The 23,208-nt window shown below is 61.3% G+C and carries 20 protein-coding genes; 8 read left to right on the top strand and 12 right to left on the bottom strand.

Annotated elements, in window-relative coordinates:
* Positions 1-300: 300 nt before the first annotated feature.
* Positions 301-1,035 carry a phosphoadenylyl-sulfate reductase gene (locus BFP96_RS22270; protein WP_065898139.1) on the bottom strand — a complete coding sequence of 245 codons (735 nt, stop codon included), beginning with the start codon at positions 1,033-1,035 and terminating at the stop codon, positions 301-303.
* Between the two features lie 150 nt (positions 1,036-1,185).
* On the opposite strand from BFP96_RS22270, the gene thrH reads away from it, so the two are divergent.
* On the top strand, positions 1,186-1,803 hold the full coding sequence (thrH, locus tag BFP96_RS22265; RefSeq protein ID WP_065892321.1) for a bifunctional phosphoserine phosphatase/homoserine phosphotransferase ThrH: 618 nt from the start codon (positions 1,186-1,188) through the stop codon (positions 1,801-1,803).
* A gap of 68 nt (positions 1,804-1,871) precedes the next feature.
* Here the strand turns inward: thrH and BFP96_RS22260 are convergent, their stop codons facing one another.
* The 6 genes from BFP96_RS22260 to BFP96_RS22235 all read right to left on the bottom strand — a co-directional run bounded on the left by BFP96_RS22260 (position 1,872) and on the right by BFP96_RS22235 (position 7,263).
* Positions 1,872-2,228 carry a helix-turn-helix domain-containing protein gene (locus BFP96_RS22260; protein ID WP_065892322.1) on the bottom strand — a complete coding sequence of 119 codons (357 nt, stop codon included), beginning with the start codon at positions 2,226-2,228 and terminating at the stop codon, positions 1,872-1,874.
* Positions 2,228-2,530: a type II toxin-antitoxin system HigB family toxin gene (locus tag BFP96_RS22255; protein WP_065887828.1), complete on the bottom strand. Its 303-nt coding sequence runs from the start codon at positions 2,528-2,530 to the stop codon at positions 2,228-2,230. The genes BFP96_RS22260 and BFP96_RS22255 overlap by 1 nt, the downstream gene beginning before the upstream one ends.
* Positions 2,531-2,755: 225 nt before the next feature.
* A complete protein-coding gene (gene pabB, locus BFP96_RS22250) occupies positions 2,756-4,099 on the bottom strand; it encodes an aminodeoxychorismate synthase component I (RefSeq protein WP_065937026.1) in 1,344 nt (447 codons plus the stop codon).
* A 100-nt stretch (positions 4,100-4,199) separates the two neighbouring features.
* A complete protein-coding gene (locus BFP96_RS22245) occupies positions 4,200-5,186 on the bottom strand; it encodes an alpha-L-glutamate ligase-like protein (RefSeq protein WP_065887830.1) in 987 nt (328 codons plus the stop codon).
* On the bottom strand, positions 5,186-6,718 hold the full coding sequence (locus BFP96_RS22240) for an osmotic stress tolerance membrane protein RloB (RefSeq protein WP_065887831.1): 1,533 nt from the start codon (positions 6,716-6,718) through the stop codon (positions 5,186-5,188). Before BFP96_RS22240 ends, BFP96_RS22245 begins: the two co-directional genes overlap by 1 nt.
* A 5-nt stretch (positions 6,719-6,723) precedes the next feature.
* Positions 6,724-7,263: a retropepsin-like aspartic peptidase RloA gene (locus BFP96_RS22235; protein ID WP_065892325.1), complete on the bottom strand. Its 540-nt coding sequence runs from the start codon at positions 7,261-7,263 to the stop codon at positions 6,724-6,726.
* A 265-nt stretch (positions 7,264-7,528) separates the two neighbouring features.
* On the opposite strand from BFP96_RS22235, the gene BFP96_RS22230 reads away from it, so the two are divergent.
* The 6 genes from BFP96_RS22230 to prpD all read left to right on the top strand — a co-directional run bounded on the left by BFP96_RS22230 (position 7,529) and on the right by prpD (position 15,974).
* Positions 7,529-8,227: a GntR family transcriptional regulator gene (locus BFP96_RS22230; protein WP_065937025.1), complete on the top strand. Its 699-nt coding sequence runs from the start codon at positions 7,529-7,531 to the stop codon at positions 8,225-8,227.
* Between the two features lie 13 nt (positions 8,228-8,240).
* Positions 8,241-9,134 carry a methylisocitrate lyase gene (prpB, locus tag BFP96_RS22225; protein ID WP_057721179.1) on the top strand — a complete coding sequence of 298 codons (894 nt, stop codon included), beginning with the start codon at positions 8,241-8,243 and terminating at the stop codon, positions 9,132-9,134.
* A 36-nt stretch (positions 9,135-9,170) separates the two neighbouring features.
* A complete protein-coding gene (gene prpC / locus BFP96_RS22220) occupies positions 9,171-10,298 on the top strand; it encodes a bifunctional 2-methylcitrate synthase/citrate synthase (RefSeq protein WP_065937024.1) in 1,128 nt (375 codons plus the stop codon).
* 197 nt (positions 10,299-10,495) lie between these two features.
* On the top strand, positions 10,496-13,090 hold the full coding sequence (gene acnD / locus BFP96_RS22215) for a Fe/S-dependent 2-methylisocitrate dehydratase AcnD (protein WP_065937023.1): 2,595 nt from the start codon (positions 10,496-10,498) through the stop codon (positions 13,088-13,090).
* A gap of 11 nt (positions 13,091-13,101) precedes the next feature.
* The gene (gene prpF / locus BFP96_RS22210) at positions 13,102-14,292 is read left to right on the top strand and encodes a 2-methylaconitate cis-trans isomerase PrpF (RefSeq protein ID WP_065937022.1); all 1,191 of its coding nucleotides are present in this window, start codon (positions 13,102-13,104) and stop codon (positions 14,290-14,292) included.
* Positions 14,293-14,489: 197 nt separating this feature from the next.
* Positions 14,490-15,974 (top strand): 2-methylcitrate dehydratase, encoded by a 1,485-nt coding sequence (prpD, locus tag BFP96_RS22205; RefSeq protein WP_065892331.1) that lies wholly within the window; start codon positions 14,490-14,492, stop codon positions 15,972-15,974.
* A 108-nt stretch (positions 15,975-16,082) separates the two neighbouring features.
* Here the strand turns inward: prpD and BFP96_RS22200 are convergent, their stop codons facing one another.
* The 5 genes from BFP96_RS22200 to BFP96_RS22180 are packed head-to-tail and all read right to left on the bottom strand — an operon-like array spanning position 16,083 to position 21,555.
* On the bottom strand, positions 16,083-16,814 hold the full coding sequence (locus tag BFP96_RS22200) for an alanyl-tRNA editing protein (protein WP_065892332.1): 732 nt from the start codon (positions 16,812-16,814) through the stop codon (positions 16,083-16,085).
* A 2-nt stretch (positions 16,815-16,816) separates the two neighbouring features.
* Positions 16,817-17,809: a serine O-acetyltransferase gene (locus tag BFP96_RS22195; RefSeq protein ID WP_065892333.1), complete on the bottom strand. Its 993-nt coding sequence runs from the start codon at positions 17,807-17,809 to the stop codon at positions 16,817-16,819.
* Between the two features lie 37 nt (positions 17,810-17,846).
* Positions 17,847-18,761, bottom strand: coding sequence for a PLP-dependent cysteine synthase family protein (locus BFP96_RS22190; RefSeq protein ID WP_065937021.1), 915 nt, complete (start codon positions 18,759-18,761; stop codon positions 17,847-17,849).
* 14 nt (positions 18,762-18,775) lie between these two features.
* Positions 18,776-20,638 (bottom strand): molybdopterin-synthase adenylyltransferase MoeB, encoded by a 1,863-nt coding sequence (gene moeB / locus BFP96_RS22185; protein WP_065937020.1) that lies wholly within the window; start codon positions 20,636-20,638, stop codon positions 18,776-18,778.
* A 23-nt stretch (positions 20,639-20,661) separates the two neighbouring features.
* Positions 20,662-21,555, bottom strand: coding sequence for a DMT family transporter (locus tag BFP96_RS22180; protein WP_163001595.1), 894 nt, complete (start codon positions 21,553-21,555; stop codon positions 20,662-20,664).
* A gap of 160 nt (positions 21,556-21,715) precedes the next feature.
* On the opposite strand from BFP96_RS22180, the gene BFP96_RS22175 reads away from it, so the two are divergent.
* Complete coding sequence (locus BFP96_RS22175) at positions 21,716-23,140, top strand: aminotransferase-like domain-containing protein (RefSeq protein ID WP_065937046.1); 1,425 nt, start codon at positions 21,716-21,718, stop codon at positions 23,138-23,140.
* Positions 23,141-23,208 lie beyond the last annotated feature (68 nt).

Below are 23,208 nucleotides of genomic sequence, written 5' to 3'. Positions count from 1 at the left end.
AAGAGCCCTTTGGTTACTTTGGGGCTTTTCCAAAGTGACCCGCCGTCAGGGCGGAACCCTAAGTAGCCGTTACCGCAGAAACGGATATGTACTCGATCTGATCCAACATCCCGGTAGGCCCAGAGGCCGCCATCGGGGGCAAGCCCCCTCCCACATTTGGACCTCGGAGCGTCAGGTAGATACGCGTTAGCTCCCTCGCTACAGGTGCGGTGTCGCACCAAAATTGTGTAGATACCTATGCTCATCGGGGGCAAGCCCCCCCCACACAAGCCCCCTCCCACAGGTTTTACCGCATCAACTTCAAGCCTTGCTGATGATATTCCCCGCATGCAGCCCGCATTCCTTCTGCGTAGCTTCTTCCCACCACCAGCGGCCTTCACGCTCGTGCTGATTGGGCAATACCGGGCGGGTGCAGGGCTCGCAACCAATGCTGATAAAGCCGCGTTCATGCAGGCTGTTATAGGGCAGCTCAAGCATGCGGATATAACCCCAGATTTCCTCACTGGTCATCTGCGCCAGCGGGTTGAACTTGTACAGGGTACGTTCCGGGGTAGAGAACGCCGTATCGATTTCCAGCGCGGCCACCTGACTGCGGGTGCCCGGGCTCTGATCGCGGCGCTGCCCTGTGGCCCAGGCGCGTACACCTGCGAGTTTGCGGCGCAACGGTTCGATCTTGCGGATGCCGCAGCACTCGCCATGACCGTCCCTATAGAAGCTGAACAGGCCTTTCTCCTTGACGAAGGGTTCCAGCTTGCTCTGGTCCGGCGAGATCAGTTCGATGTCGATCTTGTAGAAGTCACGCACCTGTTCGATAAACCGATAGGTTTCCGGGTGCAGCCGGCCGGTGTCGAGGCTGAACACCTTGACGTTCTTGTTCAGTTTCCAGGCCATGTCCACCAGCACCACATCTTCGGCGCCGCTGAAGGAAATCCACAGGTCGTCACCGAACTGGCTGAACGCCAGCTTGAGAATGTCCTGGGCGGACTTGTTGGCATAGGTCGTGGCGAGTTCAACGACGTCGAAGGCTTGGTTCATCAGGACGGTTCCTACAGGTCAGTGGCGCTGAGCGCTCTATAGGCGGCGATGGTATCAAAATCCGCCCTGCGTTGCGGCGCCGTGCTTGAATCGCTAGAGTTCGGCAGTCCTTTTGCTCGCTCAACTTGAATAATACGAACGGAGTGTCTTGTGGAAATTGCCTGTCTCGACCTGGAAGGGGTGCTGGTTCCGGAAATCTGGATCGCCTTCGCCGAAAAAACCGGTATTGAATCTCTGCGCGCCACCACCCGTGACATTCCCGACTACGACGTGTTGATGCAGCAGCGCCTGCGTATCCTCGACGAGCATGGGCTCAAGCTTGCCGATATCCAGCAAGTGATCGCGACACTCAAGCCACTGGACGGCGCCATCGAGTTCGTCAACTGGCTGCGCGAACGCTTTCAAGTGGTGATTCTCTCCGACACCTTCTACGAGTTCTCCCAGCCGCTGATGCGCCAGCTGGGCTTTCCGACCTTGCTTTGCCACCGCCTGATTACCGATGAAAGCGACCGGGTGGTCGGTTACCAACTGCGCCAGAAAGACCCCAAGCGCCAGTCGGTGCTGGCGTTCAAGACGCTGTATTACCGCGTGATTGCTGCCGGCGATTCCTACAACGACACCACAATGCTGAGTGAGGCTGATCGCGGAATTCTGTTCCATGCGCCAGACAATGTGATTCGTGAATTCCCGCAGTTTCCGGCCGTGCACACATTTGAGGATTTGAAGCGGGAGTTTATCAAGGCGTCGAATCGGCCGTTGAGCCTGTAAGTTATCCGGCGCGGCTGATGGCCTCATCGGGAGCAAGCCCCCTCCCACATGGGCCTCCCAGCCTGCGCCTAAATGCCTGCCAGCAATCGTTCGTAAGGAATACACAATCCTTCATGCAGGCGTTTGATCATCGCCAGGCTCAGTTTGCGCTTGCCGTTCAGAACTTCTGAAACTCGCCCGCTGGGGCCGATAAAGGGTTCAAGATCGCGGGCGGTCAAGCCCATTTGTTCCATGCGGAATTTGATCGCTTCCACTGGGTCCGAAGGCGGCATTGGAAAATGTTCCGCCTCGTATTTCTCGATGAGAACAGCGAGAATTTCGAGTTCGTCACCTTCGGGGCTGCCGATGGCCGCTCCCCAAATCTGCTCGACGCGCGCGAGCGCAGCGGCCAGGTCTTCCTGAGAGTGAATAGGTTTGATGTTCATCACACGGTCTCCGCGTTGATTGAGTCGTACTGCGCGTGGGTGCCGACGAAGCGGATAAACCCAAGTTGTCGCTCATAATCGATCGACATGATCACCCGATACTTGTTGCCACCCACGTTGAACACAACCCTGGCGCCTTTGAGAATGCTCGCAGTCCTGAGCTCTGCCTTGAGGGCCTGTGGTGTCGGATAAGTGGCTTTTTCCATATGGCGATACAGCTCGACCAAGGGCGTTTTCGCGTCGGCAAAAGCCGGGCGACTCTCCCAGAATATTCGTAGGGTGGAGAGAGCGATTATGCGCATCGTTCTGACCTCCCGTTTTGGGAGATAGTAGAGTGGAGCGGGAGAGGATGCAATTCCTGAAACAAATCCTGACGATTGAGCAGTCGCATATGTGATCCTTCACAGACGGCCGGTGGGCGCTGGAAGACGGAAGCTATCGCGCAGCTCACCGTCGGTCCACAACCGTTCTGATTCGGGGTTTTTCGTGGCGAAGTCGCTGCCTTGCGCGGCAGGAATGGCCTGGTTCTAGAGCGCTTCCAGGGTGTGTAACAACACCCGTACCTTCGTCAGCGACTCCTGATATTCCGCCTCCCACTGCGAGTCCGCCACGATCCCGCCGCCGCCCCAGCAGCACACTTGCCCGTCCTTGACCAGCAGGCTGCGGATGGCAATGGAGCTGTCCATTTCGCCGCGCACGTCCAGGTACATCAGTGAACCGCAGTACAAGCCACGTCGGGTCGGCTCCAGTTCGTCGATGATCTGCATGGCGCGGATCTTCGGCGCGCCGGTGATGGAGCCGCCGGGGAAGCTGCCTTCGATGAGGTCGAGGGCATCCTTGTCGTCGGCCAGCGTGCCGGTGACGCTGCTCACCAGGTGGTGCACGTTGGGATAGCTTTCCAGGCTGAACAGCTCCGGTACGTTTACCGAGCCGATTCGGCAACTGCGGCCGAGGTCGTTGCGCAGCAGGTCGACGATCATCAGGTTTTCCGCGCGATCCTTGGGGCTGGCCAACAGTTCGTCGGCGTGCGCGGCGTCTTCCTGGGGTGTCAGGCCACGGGGGCGGGTGCCCTTGATCGGGCGGGTTTCGACATGGCGCTCGCTGACCCGCACGAAACGCTCGGGCGACAGGCTCAATACCGCACCGTGATCCGGCAGGCTCTGAAATCCGGAGAACGGCGTCGGGCACGCTTGGCGCAATGCGCAGTAAGCCACCCAGGGATCACCGGCGCACGGCGCGCGAAAACGCTGGGCAAAGTTGACCTGATAGCAGTCACCGGCCTGGATATAGTCCTGGATGCGCACGATGGCCTGGCGGTACGCCTCGGCCGTGAGGTCCGGCGCCATGGGGCCTTGCAGCGTGAAGCTGGCCGTTGACGCAGTGAATGGCCGACTGAACAAGGCAATCAGGCGCTGCCGCTCACGGTCGGCCAGTGTGGGGTGAAACACCAGTTGGCTGGTCTGCGCCTGGTGATCACTGATCAGCGCCCAGGCATACAGGCCCAGGCGCGCGTCCGGCAGGTGCAAATCGTCTACCGCCAAGTGCGGCATGTGTTCCAGGTGGCGGCCGAAGTCATAACTCAGGTAGCCGATCAAACCACCGGCAAAGGGCAGCTCTGTACCGGCGGGCAGCGTCGCTTCGCCCAAGTTCGTCAGGCTATCGCGCAGGCGTTGCAGGAAATTGTCGCCGCGCTCCTCAGGCTCAACCGCGAAGGTCGCCTCCGGCCAGGCGCTGAGCAGGTCGTAACGGCCACGCTCGGCAGCCGGCCGGCCGCTGTCGAGCAGCACCGCGCCAGGGGCATGACGAATCGCCGTAAAGTACTCGGCGGGGTTGGCCCGATAGGGCAGCGGATGTACGGAACAGGTCGACATGCGGGGGTGGATCAGCCAGTGGCGCGGGGGAGGGGATTGTAGTCCCCTGTAGGATTTGCTCCTAGAGGGGATGTCGGGGATAGACAGTTTGAAGACCGGATCAGCCTTCCACCGGCGGAATATGACCGAACATTTCCTGTACGAACTTCACCCGCTCTTCCACGGTTTCGGTCACGCCGGCGGCTTTCAGTTCTTCCAGCCGCGCCTCCACCGCATGGGTGCGCAGGGTCAGGCCGCAGTCGTTGGCAATCTGGATATTCAGCCCCGGCCGCGCGTTCAGCTCCAGGATCAGCGGGCCTTTTTCCTGGTCGAGCACCATGTCCACGCCGATATAGCCCAGGCCGCACAGCTCGTAACAGCCGGCCGCCAACTTCATGAAGCCGTCCCAGTTGGGCAGTTGCACGCCATCCACCGCATTGGTGGTATCGGGGTGCTTGGTGATGATGGTGTTCAGCCATGTGCCACGCAGGGTCAGGCCGGTGGCCAGATCCACGCCCACGCCAATCGCGCCCTGGTGCAGGTTGGCCTTGCCACCGGACTGACGGGTCGGCAAACGCAGCATCGCCATCACCGGATACCCCATCAGCACAATGATGCGGATATCCGGCACGCCTTCGTAGCTGATGCTCTTGAAGATCTGGTCGGGCACCACGCGGTATTCGATCAAGGCGCGGTCGCGGTGGCCGCCCAGGGAGTACAGGCCGGTCAGGATGCTGGAAATCTGATGCTCGATTTCTTCGTGGCTGATGATCTTGCCGGACACCGTGCGATAGCGCCCTTCAAAACGGTCCGCCACCACCAGGATGCCGTCGCCGCCGGCACCCTGGGCGGGCTTGATCACGAAGTCGCTGCGCCCGCCGATAATGTCGTCGAGCTTGTCGATTTCCTTCTCGGTGGAGATCACCCCGTACATTTGCGGCACATGGATGCCGGCCGCCATGGCCCGCTCCTTGGTGATGATCTTGTCATCCACGATCGGGTACAGGCTGCGCTTGTTGTACTTGAGCACGTAGTCGGCGTTACGCCGGTTGATGCCCATGATCCCGCGCGCCTCCAGGGCTTTCCAGGTCTTCCAGAAGCCGAACATTACGAGTCAGCCTTCAAGAACGCCTTGAAACGTACCAGTTCGGTCAGGCGATAACCGCGATAACGCCCCATGGCCAGCATGAAACCTACCAGGATCAGCAGGATCGCCGGGAAGGTGAACACGAAGTAGACCAGCTCCGGCACGCTCATGATGATGTGCGCCAGGGAGGCTGCGAACAGCGTGCCGATCGCGACTTTCAGCGCATGGTTGGCGCCACGCTCTTCCCAGGTGATCGACAGGCGCTCGATGGTCATGGTCAGGATCACCATCGGGAACAGCGCCACCGACAGGCCTCGCTCCAGGCCCAGCTTGTGGCTGAACAGGCTGATGGCGGCAATCAGCACCACCACGAAGGTCAGCACCACCGACAGGCGCGGCAGCATCTGCAGCTTGAGGTGTTCCAGGTAGGACCTGAGCGACAGCCCCAGTGCGGTAATAATGGTGAACAGCACAATGCCGAAGCCCAGTTGCGTCTCGCGAAACGCCAGGGCAATCAGCACCGGGGTGAAGGTGCCGAGGGTCTGCAGGCCGATCAGGTTGCGCAGGATCAGGATCACCAGCACGCCAATCGGGATCATCACCATGATCATGAACGTCTGCTGGGTTTGCAGCGGCAGGCCGTACAGCGAGTATTCGAGAAAGTTGGCGTCGGTGTTTTCGTCGGTCAGCTTGGCCAGGCGAATGGCATTCATCTCGCTGTTGTTCAGGCTGAAGGTGACCATGGCTTTCTTGCCGCCATCGACCGTGATCAGGTTTTCATCGCCGGTCCACCACAGCAGGCGGTCGGCGGGCAGGCCTTGCTCACCGGTTTCCGGGTTGAAGTACAGCCAGTCGTTGCCGTTGAAGCTGCGCAGCCACAGTTCAGGCGATTGCGGCTGGTCGGCGACGAGGCGGATGGTGTGGACTTTTTCCACCGGGACGTGGGCGATGGACAACAGCAATTCGACGATCTTGGCCTTGTGCGGCGTCGACGGGTCGCCCGCCAGCAGCAGTTTTACATTGTCGTCGTTGAGGTTGTTGGTGCGCTTGATGGCTTCGGTGATAAAGGTTTCGACGTCTGCCGAGTGCTGGCGAATCGGCGCAAGCAAAGCTTCGGCGGCGATTTTTTCCGGGCCTTCCACGGCGATGCTGTCGCGAAAGGTCGGGCCCTTGATCTTGACCTTTTCACCGCTGTAGCGCTTGGTCAGCACCAGGCGGTAATACAGCGTCTGGTTACCCTTGGCGCGGCGCGCCGACCAGGTGACCTTGCGGTTGCCGTCGGCGCGGTTGACGCTCACCCCGTAGTTGTTCGAGATGAAACTCTCATTGAGGCTGACGAAGTCGCGGCTCAACGGCGGCACGAACATCGAAATCTTCACCGGGTCCTTGGGGTTGGCGACGAACTCGACCTTGGCGTCGATGTTCCACAAGTCGTCGGTGGCGTCCTCGGTGACAGGGATGCCCAGCACGAAGATCTGGTAGGCGGTGACCGAAATACCCAGCACCACCAGAATGGTGATCAGGATTTTCAGGTGCAGGGTCAGAGAGCGCATTCGGTTTACTCGGCGGTATGAGCGTCGGCGGCGCAGGCAGGTTTGCCTGCTGCATATTTAAGGCTGGGGTCGATCAGCGCATCAAAGCGCTTGAGCGCTTCGGAGCCGATCAGCAGCGGATATTGGAAGGTGCTGCGGTCGGTCAAGTTCACTTCGATACTGCGTAAAGCGCTGCCCATGCAGATATCCAGGGCAATCACCGGACGAGCGGTGTACTGCTTGTCCTCATCGGGGTCGTAGTCATCGGCGCGGCGCTTGATTTTGCTGACTCGGGCCAGGGGGCGTTCGATGGGGTGGGAGTGGGCGGTATCGATGGCCAGGTAGAAGCGTACCCAGGATTCGCCGTTGCGCTTGAAGCGTTTGATATCGCGCGCACTCAGCGAGGCGGTCTTGGCGCCGGTGTCGAGTTTGGCCGCGACTTCCAGGTCGATGCCCGCCAGCTTGGCGTATTCGTTCAGGCCATACACCGTCTTCTCGGCGGCAACGCCAAGGCTCGGTATGGACAATAGGCATAACAACAATAGGGGGAAGGGCTTGAGTCTCATAGTTCCTGAGGCGATGCAGTGCGAAATTCAAGGCGACTGGCATTACTGCGCAAGCTCCCTCGTGCGCCATTTCATCTTGAGATGTCAGGCAAAAGCGGCGGGCATTCTAACATGATGCTTTTTTGGCGCCAGCGCTGGCAGGCGGCCATGCTCATCAACGGCCAATAAGGTTATTAGACGATTGTCGACAATGTTGATTTATTCTTTGACTAAGCAGTGAGTATTGGCTAGTTTTTGCCGCATTGCTTTTAAAGGTGTCGACAATATGCTGGATCACTCGGAGTTTCCGTCGGCGCTGTCGGATGAATCCCAAACTATGTCGGAAAACGTCTTCCGACGCATCCAGGCCGCCATCGTCAAGGGCGAGATCGCCCCCGGCACGAAGATTTCCGAACCGGAGCTGGCGCGTACCTACGGCATCAGCCGTGGCCCGTTGCGCGAGGCGATTCACCGTCTGGAAGGCCAGCGCCTGCTGGTACGGGTGCCCCATGTCGGCGCGCGGGTGGTGTCATTGAGTCACGCCGAGCTGATCGAGCTGTATGAAATCCGCGAGTCATTGGAAGGCATGGCTTGCCGGCTGGCGGCCGAGCGCATGACCGACGCGGAAATCGAAGAACTGCGCCAGGTATTGCACACCCATGAACGGGACGCCGCGTTCCAGGCCGGTGTCGGCTATTACCAGCAGGAAGGTGACTTCGATTTTCATTACCGGATCATTCAAGGTGCCGGTAACCGCACCCTGACCCAGATGCTCTGCGGTGAGCTGTACCAATTGGTGCGCATGTACCGCATTCAGTTTTCCACCACCCCCAACCGTCCCCGCCAGGCCTTTGCCGAGCATCACCGCATTCTTGACGCGATTGCCGATCGCGACGGTGAACTGGCCGAACTGTTGATGCGCCGGCATATCGGTGCTTCCAAACGCAACATCGCCCGTCACTTTCCGGACGGCGCTCCCCAATAAATAGAGGTGAGTCATGAGTTCCACGAACAAGAGCACCCCAGGCCAGCGTTTCCGAGACGCGGTCGCCAGTGAACAGCCGTTGCAGGTGGTTGGCGCAATCAATGCCAACCACGCCTTGCTGGCCAAGCGCGCCGGCTTCAAGGCGATCTACCTGTCAGGCGGCGGCGTGGCCGCCGGCTCCCTGGGCGTACCGGACCTGGGCATCACCGGCCTGGATGACGTGCTGACCGATGTACGCCGTATCACCGATGTGTGCGACCTGCCGCTGCTGGTGGACGTGGACACCGGTTTCGGTTCCTCGGCGTTCAACGTGGCGCGCACCGTCAAGTCCATGATCAAGTTCGGCGCCGCCGCCATCCATATCGAAGACCAGGTCGGCGCCAAGCGTTGCGGCCATCGCCCTAACAAGGAAATCGTGTCCCAGCAGGAAATGGTCGACCGCATCAAGGCCGCCGTGGACGCGCGCACCGATGACAGCTTCGTGATCATGGCCCGCACCGACGCCCTGGCCGTTGAAGGTCTGGAGTCCGCCCTTGAGCGCGCCGCCGCCTGCATAGAGGCCGGCGCCGACATGGTGTTCCCGGAAGCCATCACCGAACTTGAGATGTACAAGCTGTTCGCCTCGCGGGTGAAAGCACCGATCCTGGCCAACATCACCGAATTCGGCGCGACCCCGCTGTTCACCACCGAACAGTTGAAATCTGCCGATGTTTCCATCGTGCTGTACCCGCTCTCGGCCTTCCGCGCCATGAATAAGGCCGCCGAGAATGTGTACACCGCCATCCGCCGCGACGGTACGCAGCAGAATGTGATCGACACCATGCAAACCCGCATGGAGCTTTACGATCGTATCGACTACCACACCTTCGAGCAGAAGCTCGACGCGCTGTTTGCCGCGAAGAAGTAACGGCTCTCTGAACAACTATAAAATGGGAGAAGAACCATGGCTGAAGCAAAAGTATTGAGTGGCGCCGGCCTGCGTGGCCAGGTGGCCGGGCAGACCGCACTGTCAACCGTGGGCCAGGCCGGTGCCGGCTTGACCTATCGCGGCTATGACGTGCGTGAACTGGCCGCCGATGCGCAATTTGAAGAAGTTGCCTACCTGCTGCTGTACGGCGAACTGCCGACCCAGGCCGAACTGGCGGCCTACAGCACCAGGCTGGGCAAGCTGCGCGACTTGCCGCAAGCGTTGAAGGAAGTGCTCGAGCGCATCCCCGCCGACGCCCACCCGATGGACGTGATGCGCACCGGTTGTTCGTTCCTGGGCAATATCGAGCCGGAAAAAGACTTCAGCGTGCAGCATGACGTCACCGACCGCCTGCTCGCCGCGTTCCCGGCGATCATGTGCTACTGGTACCGCTTCAGCCACGACGGCAAACGCATCGACTGCGTCACCGACGAGCCGAGCATTGGCGGGCACTTCCTGCACCTGCTGCATGGCAAGAAGCCGAGCGACCTGCATGTCAAAGTGATGAACGTGTCGCTGATCCTCTACGCCGAACACGAATTCAACGCCTCGACCTTCACCGCCCGGGTCTGTGCGTCGACCTTGTCCGACCTGTATTCCTGCGTCACCGCGGCCATCGGTTCCCTGCGCGGCCCGCTGCACGGCGGTGCCAACGAAGCGGCGATGGAGATGATCGAGCGTTTCGGTTCGGCCGAAGAAGCCGTCGAAGGCACCCTCGGCATGCTGGCGCGCAAGGACAAGATCATGGGTTTTGGCCACGCGATCTACAAGGACAGCGACCCGCGTAACGAAGTGATCAAGGGCTGGTCGAAAAAACTCGCTGACGAGGTGGGCGACACGGTGTTGTTCCCGGTGTCCGAAGCCATCGACAAGACCATGTGGGAGCAGAAGAAACTGTTCCCCAATGCCGATTTCTACCATGCCTCGGCGTACCACTTCATGGGCATTCCCACCAAGCTGTTCACGCCGATTTTCGTCTGCTCGCGGCTCACCGGCTGGGCGGCGCATGTGTTCGAGCAGCGCGCCAATAACCGCATCATCCGTCCAAGCGCCGAGTACATCGGTGTTGAGCAGCGCAAGTTCGTGCCAATCGAACGTCGCTGAATGAGAGGGCCCGCGGACCCGGGACTGGAATGCGATCAACGTGTGGGAGGGGGCTTGCCCCCGATAGCAGTGTGTCATGCAGCACATGTGTCGACTGATACACCGCCATCGGGGGCAAGCCCCCTCCCACATTTAAATGGCATTTCAACGCTGGATCAGTGGGTCCTTTTTGTTATCACCGTGACCGAGTCCTGACGATGAACACTGAATTTCGCAAACCGCTCCCCGGCAGCCGCCTGGATTTCTTCGACGCCCGTGCGGCTGTCGAGGCAATCAGCCCCGGCGCCTATGCCACCTTGCCGTATACCTCACGCGTACTCGCGGAAAACCTGGTGCGCCGCTGCGACCCGGCCACCCTCAACGCATCCCTGAGCCAACTGATCGAACGCCGGCGTGACCTCGATTTCCCCTGGTTCCCGGCCCGCGTGGTCTGCCATGACATCCTCGGCCAGACCGCGCTGGTGGACCTGGCCGGCCTGCGCGACGCCATTGCCCTGCAAGGCGGCGATCCGGCGCAGGTCAACCCGGTGGTGCCCACCCAGTTGATCGTCGATCACTCACTGGCCGTCGAAGCCGGTGGTGCCGACCCCCAGGCGTTCGAAAAAAACCGCGCCATCGAAGACCGCCGCAACGAAGATCGCTTTCACTTTATCGAGTGGACCAAGAAGGCCTTCAAGAACGTCGACGTGATCCCGCCCGGCAACGGCATCATGCACCAGATCAACCTGGAGAAAATGTCCCCGGTGATTCAGGTACGTGACGGTGTGGCGTTCCCCGACACGTGCGTCGGCACCGACAGCCACACCCCGCATGTGGATGCCCTGGGCGTGATCGCCATCGGCGTCGGCGGCCTTGAGGCCGAAAGCGTGATGCTTGGGCGTGCGTCGTGGATGCGCCTGCCCGAAAGCGTCGGCGTGGAGCTGACCGGCAAGCTGCAGCCGGGTATCACCGCCACCGATATGGTGCTGGCGCTGACCGAGTTCCTGCGCCAACAGAAGGTGGTCGGCGCCTGGCTGGAGTTCTTCGGGGAAGGGGCGTCGGCATTGACCCTGGGCGACCGTGCGACGATTTCCAACATGGCCCCCGAATACGGCGCCACTGCGGCCATGTTCTACATCGACCAGCAGACCATCGCCTACCTGAAACTCACTGGCCGGGAAGACGAACAAGTCGCCCTGGTCGAACAATATGCGCGCCACACCGGCCTGTGGGCCGATGATCTCAAGGGCGCGCACTACGAGCGTGGCCTGACATTCGACCTGTCCAGCGTTGTGCGCAACATGGCCGGCCCGAGCAATCCGCACGCCCGTGTCGCCACCCGCGACCTGGCGTCAAAAGGCATCAGCGGGCAGTGGGACGAAGTGCCAGGGCAAATGCCCGACGGCGCCGTGATCATCGCCGCCATCACCAGTTGCACCAACACCAGTAACCCGCGCAACGTGATCGCCGCCGGCCTGCTGGCACGTAATGCCAACAGGCTCGGGCTGACGCGCAAGCCGTGGGTCAAGTCGTCCCTGGCGCCGGGCTCGAAAACCGTGGCCATGTACCTGGAGGAAGCAGGCCTGGGGCATGAGCTGGAAAAACTCGGGTTTGGCGTGGTGGCCTTTGCCTGCACCACCTGCAACGGCATGTCCGGCGCGCTCGACCCGCTGATCCAGCAGGAAATCATCGACCGCGACCTGTACGCCACTGCCGTGCTGTCGGGCAACCGCAACTTCGACGGGCGCATTCACCCGTATGCCAAGCAGGCGTTCCTGGCCTCGCCGCCGCTGGTCGTGGCCTATGCGATTGCCGGCACCATTCGGTTCGATATCGAGAAAGACGTGCTCGGGCTCGACGCCGACGGCAAGGAAATCCGCCTGCAGGACATCTGGCCAAGCGACGAAGAGATCGACGCAGTGGTCAAGGCGTCGGTCAAGCCGGAGCAGTTTCGCGCGGTGTACATCCCGATGTTCGCGATTCACGAAGACACCGGTCCCAAAGTCACCCCGCTGTACGACTGGCGCCCGCAAAGCACCTATATTCGCCGCCCGCCGTATTGGGAAGGTGCATTGGCCGGTGCGCGTCCGCTCAAGGGCATGCGCCCGCTGGCGGTGCTGCCGGACAACATCACCACCGATCACCTGTCGCCGTCCAACGCGATCATGCTCGATAGCGCCGCCGGCGAGTACCTGGCGAAAATGGGCCTGCCGGAAGTTGACTTCAACTCCTACGCGACGCACCGGGGCGATCACCTGACCGCGCAACGTGCCACCTTCGCCAACCCGAAACTGTTCAACGAAATGGTGCAGGAAAACGGCAAGGTCAAGCAGGGCTCCCTGGCGCGTATCGAGCCGGAAGGCAAGGTCACGCGGATGTGGGAAGCCATCGAAACCTACATGGAACGCAAGCAGCCGCTGATCATCATCGCCGGTGCCGACTACGGCCAGGGCTCGTCGCGCGACTGGGCGGCCAAGGGCGTACGCCTGGCCGGGGTGGAAGCGATCGCCGCCGAGGGTTTCGAGCGTATTCACCGCACCAACCTGGTCGGCATGGGCGTATTGCCCCTGGAGTTCCTGCCGGGCACCGACCGCCACACACTCAAGATCGACGGCAGCGAAACCTATGACGTGCTCGGCGAACGCACGCCGCGTGCGCAACTGACTCTGGTGATAAACCGCAAAAATGGCGAGCGTGTCGAAGTGCCGGTGACCTGCCGCCTGGACACCGCTGAAGAAGTGTCGATCTACGAGGCGGGCGGCGTGTTGCAACGTTTTGCCCAGGACTTCCTGGAATCGGCGGCGACCGCCTGAAGAGGATAACCATGGCACACGCAGCGCAAATCAAGATCCCCGCCACCTATATGCGTGGCGGCACCAGCAAGGGGGTTTTCTTCAGCCTCGAGGACCTGCCGCCATCGGCCCAGGTGCCGGGTGCGGCCCGTGACGCCTTGCTGTTGCGGGTGATCGGCAGCCCCGACCCCTATGACAAGCAGATCGACGGCATGGGCGGCGCCACGTCCAGCACCAGCAAAAGCGTGATCCTGTCCAGGAGCACCCGTGCCGGGCACGACGTGGATTACCTGTTTGGCCAGGTCTCCATCGACAAGCCGTTTGTCGACTGGAGTGGCAACTGCGGCAACCTGTCGGCGGCGGTCGGTTCGTTCGCCATCAGCGCCGGCCTGGTCGACCCGGGCCGCGTGCCCCACAACGGCGTGGCCGTGGTGCGCATATGGCAGGCCAATATCGGCAAGACCATCATTGCCCACGTGCCGATTACCGACGGTGCGGTGCAGGAAACCGGTGATTTCGAACTCGACGGCGTGACCTTTCCCGCCGCCGAAGTGCAGCTGGAATTCATCGACCCTGCGGCGGAAGAAGAGGGCGGTGGCGGCTCGATGTTCCCCACCGGCAACCTGATCGACGAACTGGAAGTGCCGGGTGTCGGCACCTTCAAGGCCACCCTGATCAATGCCGGCATCCCGACGATTTTCATCAATGCTCAAGACCTGGGCTACACCGGCACCGAGCTGCAAGGCGCAATCAACGGCGACCCGCAGGCCCTGGCGATGTTCGAGACCGTGCGTGCCTATGGCGCGTTGCGCATGGGCCTGATCAAACACCTGGACGAAGCGGCCCAGCGCCAGCACACGCCGAAGGTTGCGTTCGTGGCCAAGCCTGCCGATTACGTGGCCTCCAGCGGCAAGGCCGTCAAGGCCGGCGATGTGGACCTGCTGGTGCGGGCCCTATCCATGGGCAAGTTGCACCACGCCATGATGGGCACGGCGGCGGTGGCGATCGGCACGGCGGCGGCGATTTCCGGCACCCTGGTCAACCAGGCGGCAGGTGGCGTGGAGCGCAACGCCGTGCGCTTCGGCCATCCATCGGGCACCTTGCGCGTCGGTGCCGAGGCGACGCAAGTCAACGGTGAATGGGTGGTGAAGAAAGCCATCATGAGCCGCAGTGCGCGGGTGTTGATGGAAGGTTTCGTGCGCGTCCCCGGCGACTCATTCTAAAACCCGGCACTGAGCTTTATGTGGGAGGGGGCTTGCCCCCGATTGCGGTGTGTCAGTCGACACATTCATCAATTGATCCACCCCATCGGGGGCAAGCCCCCTCCCACAGTGGATTTCTATTCCAAGGCAGGCAACCAGACCTGCCCTGATGATCAACCGTGACCCTGAGGAATAAACCACCCATTTGGAGAACTGCCATGAGCGCCAACGTCGACCAGAACAACCGTCCCGACTACGACCAGGTCCTGCAGGACATTGCCGACTATGTCCTCACCTACCAAGTCGAGTCCCAAGCCGCCCTGGACACCGCACGCAACTGCCTGATGGACACCCTCGGCTGCGGCCTGCTGGCGTTGCGCTTTCCCGAGTGCACCAAGCACCTGGGGCCGCTCGTCGAAGGCACCGTGGTGCCGTTCGGCGCACGGGTGCCGGGCACTTCGTTGCGGCTGGACCCGGTCAAGGCCGCCTGGGACATCGGCTGCATCGTGCGCTGGCTCGATTACAACGACACCTGGCTCGCGGCGGAGTGGGGCCACCCTTCGGACAATCTGGGCGGCATCCTCGCGGTGGCTGATCATCTGTCGCAGCAACGCGTGGCCAACGGCGACGCGCCGCTGAGCGTACGCACGGTGCTGGAAGCGATGATCATGGCCCACGAGATCCAGGGCGTGATCGCCCTGGAAAACGCCTTCAATCGCGTCGGCCTCGACCATGTGCTGCTGGTCAAAGTCGCCTCGACGGCAGTCACTGCCAAGCTGATGGGCGCCAACCGCGAGCAACTGCTCGCCGCCTTGTCCCATGCGTTTGTCGACGGGCAGGCGTTGCGCACTTACCGTCATGCGCCCAATGCCGGTTCGCGCAAGTCCTGGGCGGCGGGCGATGCATCGAGTCGCGGGGTGCGTCTGGCGGATATCGCGATGCGTGGCGAGATGGGCATACCCGGTGTACTGAGCGCGCCGCAGTGGGGCTTCTACGACGTTTTGTTCAGCCACACCAACAAGGACCTGGCCCTCAAGCCGGAAGAACAGCGCAGGTTCAGCCTGTCCCAGCCCTACGGCACCTATGTGATGGAAAACGTGCTGTTCAAGATCAGCTTTCCCGCTGAATTTCATGCGCAGACTGCCTGCGAAGCGGCGGTCATCCTGCATCCGCAGGTCAAGCAGCGCCTGCATGAAGTCGAACGTATCGTGATCACCACCCACGAGTCGGCCATTCGTATCATTTCCAAGGTTGGCCCATTGGCCAACGCCGCGGACCGTGACCATTGCCTGCAATACATGACCGCCGTGCCCCTGGCCTTCGGCGACCTGGTGGCCGAACAGTATGAAGACCATTTCCATGCCGCCCATCCGATCATCGATGAGCTGCGCGGGAAAATGGTCATCGTTGAAGACCCGCGTTACAGCCGCGAATACCTGGAGGCTGACAAGCGCTCCATCGCCAACGCGGTGCAGGTGTTCTTCACCGACGGCACCTGCACCGAGCAGGTGGCGGTGGAGTATCCGATTGGCCATCGCCGTCGTCGGGAGGATGGGATTCCTCTGCTGGAAGCCAAGTTCAAAGCCAATCTGGCGACGCGCTTCCCTGCGCAGCGCAGCGCCGAGATTTTTGCCTTGTGCACGGACCAGGCACGGCTTGAGGCTACCCCAGTCAACCGTTTCATGGACCTGTTCATGATCTAGAAAACAACGCGGTCAATGTGGGAGGGGGCTTGCCCCCGATAGCTGAGTGTCAGTCAGTGCATCAGGTGACTGACCCACCGCCATCGGGGGCAAGCCCCCTCCCACATTTCAGCCTTCAAACCGCAAAATCACCCTGCGGTTATGCTTGCTCTTCTTTTCGATCTTCTCGCAGAACACCCGGCCGATTTCCTCGGTATTGAGCACGTGGGTGCCGCCACACGGCTGGATGTCGATGCCTGCAATTTCAATCACCCGAACCGAGCCCTGGATGACCGGCGGCGCAACGGCCTGGGTGCGGGTGATCTGCAGCAGGGTGGCGTACTCGGTGGCGGCCATCGACAGGGTTTGCACCGGGTGCGCCTGCTCGATCAGTGCGTTGAGGTCGCGGGTGATGCTGTCTTTGTCCAGGGTCATTTCCGGCAGGTCGAAATCCAGGCGACCCTTGTCCGCGCTGATGCTGCAACCGGTGACGGGCGCGTCGATGATCGAACACAGCAAGTGCAGGCAGGTGTGCATCTTCATGTGCTGGTAGCGGCGCTCCCAGTCCAGGCCGGCGTCTACCTGGGCGCCGGCAATCAGTTGCGCCGGGCAATGGTCCACCTGATGCCAGATGATCGAGCGCAGTACCGGATCACGCACCGTGCCGGTGACCTGCACGCGGGTGCCGTCGGCCAGGGTGAAGTGGCCGGTGTCACCCGGTTGCCCACCGCCGGTGGGGTAGAACAACGTGTGTTCCAGCGCGACGCCGTGCTCGCTGACGGCAATCACCCGGGCGCTGAAGGCGTTTTGATAGGGCGCGCTGTCGAACAGCGCCAGGGTTTCCATGGTGTGCACGGACATATTCAACCTCCAACGATCAGTGGGCTGGCTTGCAACAGGTGACGCACCATCGCACTCAAGCCAGGGGGAGAGAGCAGGGTGATTTCGAACGCCGGGCCGCAGACTTTCAGGTTCAGCGGCAGGCGTGGCAGTTGTTCGCTGACGCCCTGGCGATGCAGGCGAAATTGCAGGTGATGACGCTCCTTCACCGTGGGTTCGAGCATCAGCCCCGGCAGGGGATGAAAGTCGGCGTCCAGCACCGTGACCTTATGCCCCGCATCGACCTCGCCGACCACGTGCAGGCGCTCATCCAACGCGAACGCGCCGAGGTAGTTGCTGTGCTCCGATTCATCGTTTTTCTGCAACTGGATCTGGTTGACCACCTTGACCTTGGTGCCCGCCGGCACGTCCTGGGTAATGACGCAGGCCGGGCTGATAAACACGTTGTCACCGATCTGCACGTAGCCCAGCACCCTCGCCCCGGCGCCGACCTCGACATGGTTGCCCAGGCGCGGATGACGCTTGCCGTCCGGGTTGTTGGCAATACCGCGCGCGCCCAGGGTCACACCGCAGAGGATGTAGCAGTCGTGACCGATCTCGCAGGTTTCACCGATGACCGTGCCGTAGCCATGGTCCAGCACAAAGCGTCGGCCGATGCGCGCAGCCGGGTGAATCTCGGCCCCGGACAGGATCTTGCCCTGGTTGCTGAGCTTGAGCGCAATGCGGGTGAATACGCCGTGGGCGGGCTCCGGAAAATGCCACACCAGGTGCGCGAGCCGGTAGAACAACACCGCCTTGAACGAGGCATAGGATTCCAGGATCAGCTCACCGCGTCCGCGCGAAGCCGGGTCGCGATAGGCGTAGGCGATCAGGTCCTCGGCCACCGCCTGGGCGGCGTTCTGGACCAGTGGCGCCAGGTGCGGTTCCAGCTGCTTCATCTGCCCGGGCGTCAGGGTCTGGATGAGGTGGGTAAGCAACTCATCGTGCAGCTGTTGCATGTCGATAAAGCCTCCCATGGAGGCACCCCCGCATTCTGGTTGGTTGGGTAACCGGCTATTCGAAACTGGGCAGGTAGCTGTCGGCATTGTCGTAGACCATGGTCAGCACCACCGTTTCGGGCGGCAGTTCCGGGGCGAGTTGGGCGATGGCGACCATGTTGGCGGCCGAGGACAGCCCCAGGCTGATGGCGTCGGTGCGCATGATGCGTTTGATCATCTCCAGGCACGCCCCATGCGACACCTTGAGCATGCCGTCCAGTACGTCCAGGTTGAGAATGCTCGGGATCAGGCCAATCGACAGGCCCTGGATGGCGTGCGGGGCGTGCCGGTCCTTGAGCAAGTCGCATTCCTCCGGCTCCACGCCCATGATGCGCAGTGCCGGCCAGGCGGCCTTGAGGGTTTCGCCGATACCGGTGATATGCCCGCCGGTGCCGATGCCGCTGACGAAGTAGTCCACCCGCCGTTCGCCAAAGGCGCGGAGGATTTCCGGCGCAGTGGTGTCGCGATGGGTTTGCGGGTTGGCGCCGTTGCGCTGCTGGTTGAGCATCACGTAATTGGGGTTTTCCAACAGCAGTTCCATGCACTTTTCGCCGTGGGAGTTGTTGCCCAGGCGGCTGTCCGAGAGCACCACCCTGGCGCCATACAGGCGCAGCAGCTTCTGTTTTTCGGGACTGTAGTTGTCCGGGATGACCAGCACCACTTTGTAGCCGAGCACATTGCCCGCCATCACCAGGCCGATACCGGTATTGCCGCCGCTGGGTTCGATGATGGTTTGTCCGCAGTCGCGCATCAGCACGCCCCGGCGCTCGGCGTCGAGGATCATGCCCAGGGCGATGCGCGCCTTGTGGCTGCCGCCCGGGTTGAGGGATTCCAGCTTGGCGTAGACCTCGATGCCGAGGTCTTCGGAAAACTGCGCCAGACGCACGATCGGGGTTTGGCCGATCACGTCGAGAATGGAGTTATGCAGCATCGGTCGGCCCCCGGTCAGTACAGCGGCATGTCGGGTTCGACGTCGCGCACCCAATGTTTCATGCCGCCCTGCAGGACTTTGGTGTTGGCGAAGCCCGCCGCCAGCAAGGTACTGGCGGCCTGCTCGGCACGCGTGCCGGCGTAGCAGATCAGGTAATGGGTGTTGTCGCGGCTCAGGCTGCCGAGCTGCTCATCCAGCTCGGCCAGGGGGATGTGCACCACGCCCGGCAGTTTGCACACTTCCAGTTCGCTTGCATCGCGAACGTCGAGCAACACGTCGGCGCTGCGGTGGTTGTCGATCACTTGCTTGAGCAGCCGAGGCTCGATGTAGCGTTCTTCGGCCAGGGACGGCTGGCTCGGCACGGCATCCGCGCACACCGCCGGCGTGGCGGTCTCGCTGTGACGCAGCTCCGAGCAGCACGGGCAGTCGGCACGGCGCTTGAAGCGGATTTCGCTGAATTTCATGGCCAGCGCATCGAAACGCATCAAGCGGCCGGACAACGGTTCGCCAATGCCGATCAGCAGTTTGATCGCCTCGGTCGCCTGGATCATGCCCACCACCCCCGGCAACACGCCGATGACCCCGCCGGCGCTGCAATTGGGCGCCAGCTCTGCGGGCGGGGCCTTGGGGAACAGGCAGCGGTAGCACGGCCCACCTTTATGATTGAACACGCTGATTTGCCCGTCGAAGCGGTAGATCGCGCCGTATACCAGCGGCTTGCCCAATTGCACGCAGGCGTCATTGACCAGGTAGCGGGTGTCGAAATTGTCCGTGCCGTCGATCACCAGGTCATAGGCACCCACCAGTTCCAGGGCGTTGTCGGTATTGAGTGCGGTGTTGTGCGCGTTGATCCGGATGTGGGGGTTCAGGTCCTGCAAGCGTTGTTTGGCGGACTCCACCTTGGGCATGCCCAGGGTGCTGTTGCCGTGCACGACCTGGCGTTGCAGGTTGCTGCTTTCCACCACGTCGAAGTCCACCAGACCCAGGGTGCCGATGCCGGCCGCCGCCAGGTACAGGCTGATGGGTGAGCCCAGGCCACCGGTGCCGATGATCAGTACCCTGGCTTTTTTCAGGTTCAACTGACCTTCACGGCCGACACCGGGCAGGGTGATATGGCGTACGTAGCGTTGCACTTCTTCGTTGCTCAGGGTGTCGACGTCGATGCCGCCGGAGGTGGCCAGCAGCACTTCAATCCGAGCGTTTTCCGGCAAGCTGTCGTCGGCGTCGATCAACGCGTCCTCGGCGGTAAACAGGAAGTGCTCCTTGAGCTGGTTGTTCTGCTCGTGAAACAGGTGCGGGCGCAACTGTGGGTGACTGTCGCAGAGGTTTTCAATGACTTCGCGCAATGTCGATCCGGCGCCCTCAAGGGTCGATTGCGGCAGCTTGGCCACGCGAACCAGAATGTCGGGGAAAGAGACAGCGTTCATGGACAACTCCGTGTGCAGGTCGTTGAAAGGTTGAAGGGCGAAATGCTTGCCATCCCAGGCAAACAGCTTTGACCCCAGGGCCTGGCCCTGGCGAACATCCACCACCAGGTAGCTGACAGGGTAGATCGGCTCGCCCAGGAACAGCGCCTTGTCCTGGTCTTCATCACTGAAATAGGCGCCGACATCCGGGTGCGAGTGGTAGATCACCACCACCGGGTTGTCGCTGCGAAAGGCCTTGTTCAGCAGCAGCGTGTCGGCGACCGAAAAGGTGTAGCCGTTGGCCGCGCTGCGCGGGTACATCTGCGGGTTCCTGCGGTGTAACTCGTTCTGGATATTGCTGCCCAGGTACACACTGCCGTCGGCGAAGATGAAACCGCAGCACTCCTCGGGGTAGCTGCGGCTTGCGTGGGCGTAGATCTGTTCCAGGGCGTGGGGGCGGAGGACTTCCATGTTTCTCTCGCTTGGGGTGAGGGTCAATTTTTCTTCGCCAGCAGTTTTTCGATGGGCAGCTTGGTGATCGCAAAGCCGGCCAGCAGGATCGCCGAATACAGCATCAGGTCACGGGAAATCTCCACGCCTTCATACCAGGCGCCGATGATCACCGCGAACACGGGGAAGATGATGAACACGAAGGACAGGATGATCGGGCTCAGGCGCTTGAGCAGCATGAAATACACAATGAAACCACCCACCGAAGCGACCAGCCCAAGGTAGAACAGCGCGCTCCAGGAGCGCAGGGTGATGGCGTCGAAGGTCGGGTTTTCAAACCACAGGCCGGCCACGAACAGCATCAGCCCGGCAATGCCGATAGGCAGGGTGTTGTAGGTGATGACACTGATGGCGCTGCCTTTTTGCTTGGTAATCACGTAGCACAACGCGTGCATGATCGCGGCGGCCAGAATCGCCAGTACGCCGAAGAATTCGGCATGGTCCAGGTGCAGGCCCTGGCTCTTGATAATCATGTAGAGGCTGCCGAAACCGATGCCGATGCCGACCACCTGGGAGAGGTAGATGCGCTCGCGCAGGAACAGCGCGGAGAAGATCAGGATGAACACCGGCATGCAGCTGAACAGCAGGGCAGTCAGGCCGGACGAGACGTGCATCTCGCCGTAATTGAGCAGGTAATAGGGAATGCTGAAGTAGGACAGGGTCACGAACACGAAGAACCAGCGGCTTTCCCGTGGGAACAGAATCGGCTCACGGCGCACCATGGCGAAACACAGGAACAACGGGAAGGCGATCAGGAAGCGCAGGCCTGCTGACGTCAGCGGTGGCACGCTTTCCACCGCAATCTTGATGCCCAGCCAGGTGGTGCCCCAGCTCAGGCACACGATCAGGAACATCACGCTGGTGATCAACCCGGCCAGCCACTGTTTGCGGGTTTTGGTTTTTGCGGTGTTTTCAAGAATGGCGGACATTGGCATCGTTTATTGCTTCCCTGAGCCGGAATTGAACTCTATATTGAACTTGTTATAAGTGATTCAATCCGGTGATTGAACCCGCAAAAGCACACTATTAGGGCGAATGATGACTGTCAAAACAAATATTGACATGGTGTCAATTATGCGTGAGGGGTTGTCCAATGGTCAGGGCGTGAAGTACAAGCGCCTGTCCGATGTCATGGAAAGGGGCATCCTTGAAGGCACGATTGAGCCGGGAAGAAAACTGCCGCCCCATCGGGTCCTTTCCGACAATCTGGGCGTCACTATCGGCACCATCAGCCGGGCCTACGGTGAGCTGGAGCGCTTGGGGTTGGTAGTCGCGCGCGTGGGTGACGGCACATTCGTGCGCAAGCGTGGGATGGAGCGCCAGCGTGATGAAGGCTTTCGCAACGTCAGCGAGGAGCCGCGCCAGTACTTCGACATGAGCCGCAACATGCATATTCCGGGTCAGGAGACGGTGTTCCTTGCCCAGAGCTTCCAAACCCTGTCGACCAACGGCAAATTTCTCCAGGACATCAGCGCCTATACGCCGGATGCGGGCCTGCCGCGCTACCGCGAGGCCGGTGCGCAATGGCTGGTGCAGCGCGACTTCAATCCGATTCCCGAGCAGGTCATCTGTGTTAATGGCGGCCAGCACGGCCTGCTCTGCGCAATGATGGCGTTGCTGCGTGCCGGCGACACGGTGGTCACCGAGCAATTGACTTACCCAGGGCTTATCACCGCCGCGCGTATGCTGGGTGTGCGCTTGATCGGGCTGGAGATGGATGACGAAGGCGTGCTGCCGGGCGCGCTGGATGAAGTCTGTCGAAATCACCGGGTTTCGGCATTGTATTGCACGCCAACGATCCAGAATCCTACAACCGCCGTGCTGTCAGTCCCGCGCCGTGAAGCGTTGGCCAAGGTCTGTCGTGAACATAATCTGCTGATTCTTGAGGATGAGGCCCACGGGGTGCTGGTAGAGGATCGTCCTGCGCCCCTCAGTTATTTCGCCCCTGAGCGTACGATCCTGATCAGCAGCTTGAGCAAGGCGGTATCGGCCGGGCTGCGCGTGGGCTATGTGCATGCGCCGCCGGCGTTGGTCAGCCGTATTTCAGCGGCGTTGCGTTCGACCTGCTGGATGGCCACCCCGGTGACCCTGGAATTGGCGACCCAATGGATCGAAAACGGCACGGCGCAATACCTGCTGCGCCAGCAGATCAACGAGATAACCCGGCGCAAGGCATTGGTGGAGGGCTTATTGAGCGGCCTGCAGTACCGCACTCACCTCAACAGCCCGCACTTCTGGATCGAAGTACCGGAACCCTGGCGCGCGTCGGAAATCGAGGCGGAACTCAAGCAGAACAACTACCTGATCGCGACCGCCGAAGCCTTTGCAGTGGGGCAGACGGCGGTGCCGCAGTTTATCCGGGCGAGTATTTGCAATACCTCGGGGGATGATCAGTTGCTGCGGGCGGGGTTCGATGCGCTGGCGACGGCGCTGGGGCAGGGAGGGGGAAGGTTTCACCTGTAGCCAGACTGACACAATTGGGTCGTGTGGGAGGGGGGTTGCCCTAATGCCAGTCAGTTAAGCGAACGAAA

The sequence above is a fragment of the Pseudomonas sp. 34 E 7 genome (assembly GCF_900005715.1).
In the GTDB taxonomy this organism is placed as follows: domain Bacteria; phylum Pseudomonadota; class Gammaproteobacteria; order Pseudomonadales; family Pseudomonadaceae; genus Aquipseudomonas; species Aquipseudomonas orientalis_A.
The sequence above is the reverse complement of the archived record's forward strand: the minus strand, read 5'-3'. Positions and strand labels throughout refer to the sequence as shown.

What these genes read in the sequence shown, in the direction of transcription:
- BFP96_RS22270 (WP_065898139.1), bottom strand. Translation starts at nt 1,035, where the DNA reads ATGAACCAAGCCTTCGACGTCGTTGAACTCGCCACGACCTATGCCAAC.
- BFP96_RS22260 (WP_065892322.1), bottom strand. Translation starts at nt 2,228, where the DNA reads ATGAACATCAAACCTATTCACTCTCAGGAAGACCTGGCCGCTGCGCTC.
- BFP96_RS22255 (WP_065887828.1), bottom strand. Translation starts at nt 2,530, where the DNA reads ATGCGCATAATCGCTCTCTCCACCCTACGAATATTCTGGGAGAGTCGC.
- pabB (WP_065937026.1), bottom strand. Translation starts at nt 4,099, where the DNA reads ATGTCGACCTGTTCCGTACATCCGCTGCCCTATCGGGCCAACCCCGCC.
- BFP96_RS22245 (WP_065887830.1), bottom strand. Translation starts at nt 5,186, where the DNA reads ATGTTCGGCTTCTGGAAGACCTGGAAAGCCCTGGAGGCGCGCGGGATC.
- BFP96_RS22240 (WP_065887831.1), bottom strand. Translation starts at nt 6,718, where the DNA reads ATGCGCTCTCTGACCCTGCACCTGAAAATCCTGATCACCATTCTGGTG.
- BFP96_RS22235 (WP_065892325.1), bottom strand. Translation starts at nt 7,263, where the DNA reads ATGAGACTCAAGCCCTTCCCCCTATTGTTGTTATGCCTATTGTCCATA.
- BFP96_RS22230 (WP_065937025.1), top strand. Translation starts at nt 7,529, where the DNA reads ATGCTGGATCACTCGGAGTTTCCGTCGGCGCTGTCGGATGAATCCCAA.
- prpB (WP_057721179.1), top strand. Translation starts at nt 8,241, where the DNA reads ATGAGTTCCACGAACAAGAGCACCCCAGGCCAGCGTTTCCGAGACGCG.
- prpC (WP_065937024.1), top strand. Translation starts at nt 9,171, where the DNA reads ATGGCTGAAGCAAAAGTATTGAGTGGCGCCGGCCTGCGTGGCCAGGTG.
- acnD (WP_065937023.1), top strand. Translation starts at nt 10,496, where the DNA reads ATGAACACTGAATTTCGCAAACCGCTCCCCGGCAGCCGCCTGGATTTC.
- prpF (WP_065937022.1), top strand. Translation starts at nt 13,102, where the DNA reads ATGGCACACGCAGCGCAAATCAAGATCCCCGCCACCTATATGCGTGGC.
- prpD (WP_065892331.1), top strand. Translation starts at nt 14,490, where the DNA reads ATGAGCGCCAACGTCGACCAGAACAACCGTCCCGACTACGACCAGGTC.
- BFP96_RS22200 (WP_065892332.1), bottom strand. Translation starts at nt 16,814, where the DNA reads ATGTCCGTGCACACCATGGAAACCCTGGCGCTGTTCGACAGCGCGCCC.
- BFP96_RS22195 (WP_065892333.1), bottom strand. Translation starts at nt 17,809, where the DNA reads ATGGGAGGCTTTATCGACATGCAACAGCTGCACGATGAGTTGCTTACC.
- BFP96_RS22190 (WP_065937021.1), bottom strand. Translation starts at nt 18,761, where the DNA reads ATGCTGCATAACTCCATTCTCGACGTGATCGGCCAAACCCCGATCGTG.
- moeB (WP_065937020.1), bottom strand. Translation starts at nt 20,638, where the DNA reads ATGGAAGTCCTCCGCCCCCACGCCCTGGAACAGATCTACGCCCACGCA.
- BFP96_RS22175 (WP_065937046.1), top strand. Translation starts at nt 21,716, where the DNA reads ATGACTGTCAAAACAAATATTGACATGGTGTCAATTATGCGTGAGGGG.